This window comes from Acidovorax sp. 22279 (genome assembly GCF_052045435.1).
GTDB classification, from domain to species: domain Bacteria; phylum Pseudomonadota; class Gammaproteobacteria; order Burkholderiales; family Burkholderiaceae_C; genus Acidovorax; species Acidovorax delafieldii.
Genome location: NZ_JBQEOV010000036.1, coordinates 1 through 1,451, shown reverse-complemented (window position 1 = coordinate 1,451; position 1,451 = coordinate 1). Strand labels below are relative to the sequence as shown.

1 protein-coding gene is annotated in these 1,451 nt (G+C 59.4%); it reads left to right on the top strand.

Annotation, left to right across the window (positions count from 1 at the left end; translation table 11 throughout):
- Positions 1-67 precede the first annotated feature (67 nt).
- Positions 68-1,444, top strand: a complete 1,377-nt coding sequence (locus ACTJKQ_RS24515) for an IS30 family transposase (protein ID WP_440598367.1) — start codon at positions 68-70, stop codon at positions 1,442-1,444.
- Positions 1,445-1,451 lie beyond the last annotated feature (7 nt).

The window sequence follows — 1,451 nt, the reverse complement described above, 5'->3', positions numbered from 1 at the left end:
GGCGGATTCAACCGGTCGTCGCAACACCTTCAACCAGGAGGTGCTTATGGGGCGACCCGCAGGATGGATGAAGCAATTGACAGGGAGAGACGCCATGCGCTCTCCAGGGGCACCTGCGCTTCGGCGAGAGGTCGAACGTCAGTTCTGGGTGCAAATTGCAACCGGCATCCCCAGTGAGAGAGCAGCAGAGGCGATTGGCGTATCGTCGGCGGTGGGCTCGCGCTGGTTCCGGCATCGTGGCGGCATGCCATTGTTCATGTCGAAACCTGTATCTGGAAGGTATCTGTCGTTCGCGGAGCGCGAAGAGATCGGACTTCTTCGAGCTCAAGACGTCACTGTGCGGGAGATAGCTCGTCGCATTGGTCGAAGTCCCTCAACCGTTTCGCGGGAGTTGACTCGCAACGCTGCGACCCGAGGTGGCAAGCTCGAGTACCGGGCATCAGTTGCGCAATGGAAGTCCGATCTGGTCGCCAGAAGGCCCAAGCCTGCCAAGCTTGTAATCAACCAGTGTTTGCGCGAGTATGTCCAAGACCGCCTGGAAGGCAAGATTCACGATGCCCAAGGCAGGGAGGTGGCCGGACCTCGACAGGCGCCTTTCATCGGCCGCAACAAGCCTCATCGTGGTGACCGCAAATGGGTCAATGGCTGGTCGCCAGAGCAGATTTCAAACCGCCTGCCTGTCGACTTCCCGGATGATCCCTCCATGCGCATTTCGCACGAAGCCATCTACCAAGCGCTCTATATCCAAGGCAGAGGCGCCCTCAAGCGTGAGCTTGTGAGCTACCTGCGCACAGGGCGCGCTTTGCGCGTCCCACGGGCCAGGTCGCAAGCCAAGGCGTGGGCACATGTCAGTGAAGAGGTGATGATCTCCAGCCGCCCTGCTGAGATAGAAGATCGTGCGGTACCAGGTCACTGGGAGGGAGACCTGATCATCGGCCTGGACAGGTCGGCCATCGGCACGCTGGTGGAACGCTCAAGCCGTTTCACCATGCTCGTGCACCTGCCGCGCGAGGAAGGCTATGGACTGACTCCTCGAACAAAGAATGGTCCTGCACTGGCGGGCTACGGAGCCATCACCATGGCCAACGCCCTCATGAGAACCGTGACGAAGCTGCCTGCCCAGCTATACCAGTCATTGACTTGGGATCGTGGCAAAGAGCTGTCCGACCATGCACGGTTCACCATTGAGTCCGGGGTGAAAGTCTTCTTTGCCGATCCTCGCAGTCCATGGCAGCGCGGTACGAACGAGAACACAAATGGGCTGCTGCGCCAATACTTCCCCAAAGGCACAGACCTGTCTCGTTGGAGCGAGCAAGAGGTTCAAGCTGTGGCACTGACCCTGAACAACAGGCCACGCAAAACGTTGGGTTGGAAGACGCCGGCAGAGGCGCTGAATGACTACCTAAAATCAGCTGACCAACCCGGTGTTGCGACGACCGGTTGAATCCGCC